2 protein-coding genes are annotated in these 2,388 nt (G+C 63.8%); one reads left to right on the top strand and one right to left on the bottom strand.

Features of this window, described 5'->3' with window-relative positions; genetic code table 11:
• Nucleotides 1-532 (bottom strand): hypothetical protein (locus HAQ05_RS28890; protein ID WP_238936612.1); only part of this gene is annotated, 532 nt, incomplete at its 3' end.
• 452 nt (nt 533-984) lie between these two features.
• On the opposite strand from HAQ05_RS28890, the gene HAQ05_RS27645 reads away from it, so the two are divergent.
• Nucleotides 985-2,388: type I secretion system permease/ATPase (locus HAQ05_RS27645; RefSeq protein ID WP_190427524.1), on the top strand; the 1,404-nt coding region annotated here is incomplete at its 3' end.

Genomic DNA, 2,388 nt, shown 5'->3' with positions numbered 1-2,388 from the left:
GGGCCGGGCGGGGCCTGACCCGGCGCGTTTCAGGCTGGGATTCCTCCGAACGTTCGCGCCGCCGGGACGGGCGCGGCGGAGGTTGCAGAAGGCTGAAATACAGGTTTCGCGGGTTGCCGATGCTATCGGCCATGAAACTGATAACGGCCGATTTTTCTTGATCCAGGGCGCACTGGCGCTCCTCGCCATTCTCCGTCCTGACCACGATGGCGTTGTCGGCGGCCTGCCTGGAAACCTGCAGGAGGCGCTGAGCGGGCTCCCATAGCGGCCTTGCCCGAGACCCGTCGTAGCACAATAGCCAGCAAGACTGGGCAACCCCATGTAAAAGACGTTCGGTCAGGTCGACGGGGGAGTGAACCTCGTACAAGACGTGATTCGCCACGTGTGCCTGAGCATTAACCGGCAGCCGCTCCACGCTGGCGACGCTGAGGTCCAGCCGTGGTGCTGCAGCTTCCACACCAGCGCTTGTTTCGCCGGCCGCGGGGGAGGGATGCGCTGCGGCGGGGGATGAATGGGAAGGTATTCCCTGCATGGTCTTTCCTTTCGGAGCGCTCAAAAAGCTTGTAGTGGCCAACCGAAGGAAATGAGCTCCACTCTGTATGGCGGCCTACTGAAACCCGCACTTATCTCGCAGTGAAGCCGCCGCACCATAGGCGTATGGCTGGTCCGCCCGGGCTTACGCCAACATGCCGGCTGTGCGGGCGATGGCATAAAGGCGTAGGCCCACCAGCCCGCCAACGCGCAATTAGGAAAACCGCGACCTGTGCAAGGCGAACGCTTATTTTAGCGCGCCGGCTCGCCACCCTTCGTCGCCTGCGGCTGGTGGCGCCGAGATTTTGGCTGTAATTTCGCCACTAACCGATGGTAAGCGTAAGCCTGCTGTATACCGACTCTTTTTGCTCGGTGATGGGAATTCGCCATGATGGCGGAATGAAACGGAACTTCCACGGTCACAGTTCCCGTTCGACACTTCGGGTATGACCTATGCGGCTTTCCTTCGACGCGCGAAATGACATCGACGCGGCCTTGCTCGTGTATCGCCGGGTATTCTGGGCACTGGCGATTTTCAGCGGGGTGATCAACCTGTTGGTGTTGGTGCCATCGCTGTACATGATGCAGGTCTATGACCGGGTATTGACCAGCCGCAACGAAACCACGCTGCTGATGCTGACCGTGATCGCCTTGGGGCTGTTCATGCTCAGCGCGCTGATCGAGTGGATGCGCGGGCAGGTCATGATCCGCATGAGCGCAGGGCTCGATGAGCAACTGGCCGGCAGGCTCTACGACGCCACCTTCGCCCGCGCTTTGCGCAGCCACGAGGGCAACCCCGCCCAGGTGTTTGCCGACCTGACCCAACTGCGTCAATTCATCACCGGCCAGGGCCTGTTGGCCATGCTCGATGCACCCTGGCTGCCGGTGTTCATGGTAGTCGCCTTCTTGTTCCACCCCTGGTTCGGGGTGTTGTCGTTGGTGGTCGCGTTGGTGTTGATCGGCCTGGCCCTATGGGGTGAGCTGGCCACCCGGCCGTTGCTGATGCAAGCCAATGGGCTGTCGACCAAGGCCTCTGCCTATGTGAACTCCACCTTGCAGAATGCTGACGTGATCCAGGCCATGGGCCTGTTGCCAGCCCTGCGCCAGCGCTGGTATAGCCTGCAGCAAGGCATGATCGCCGCCCAAGCCGAGGCCAGCGATCGTAGCGCCCGGATTACCGCGATGACCCGCTTCGTGCGGGTGGCAGCCCAATCGCTGTCGCTGGGGCTGGGCGCTTTGTTGGTGCTGCAGGGGCATATCAGCCCCGGGATGATGATCGCCATGTCGCTGCTGCTGGGCAGGTCGCTGGCGCCGGTGGAGTTGGCGATTGCCTCCTGGAAGCAATTCGTCGGTGCCCGGCAGTCGTATCAACGCTTGAACGCCTTGCTGCACGAGGAGCCCGCGCGGGTGCCGCCCTTGGCATTGCCGCCACCCACCGGTGCCGTCTCGGTCGAGGCGCTGGAGGTTGGCCCGCCTGGCGCGGCGGAGCCGGTGCTGCGCGGCGTACAGTTCCAACTCGCCGCCGGCGAAGTGCTCGCGGTGATCGGCCCCAGCGCTTCGGGCAAATCGAGCTTGGCCCGCGCGATGGTGGGCATCTGGCCGGCAATGGCCGGCGCCGTGCGCTTGGATGGCGCCCCGTTGGAGCAGTGGGCGGCCGACGCCCTGGGGCCTTATCTGGGTTACCTGCCGCAAGACATCGAATTGTTCGACGGCAGTGTGGCGGAGAACATCGCCCGCTTCGGCGACCTGGCCGCCGAGCCGATCATCGAAGCGGCCCGCCACGCTGGCATCCACGAGATGATCCTGCGCTTTCCCAACGGCTACGACACCCGCCTGGGCCCGGGCGGGTGTCGTAGC

It is taken from the genome of Pseudomonas typographi, assembly GCF_014694385.1.
Taxonomy (GTDB): domain Bacteria; phylum Pseudomonadota; class Gammaproteobacteria; order Pseudomonadales; family Pseudomonadaceae; genus Aquipseudomonas; species Aquipseudomonas typographi.
This window is presented reverse-complemented; position numbering and strand designations above follow the sequence as displayed.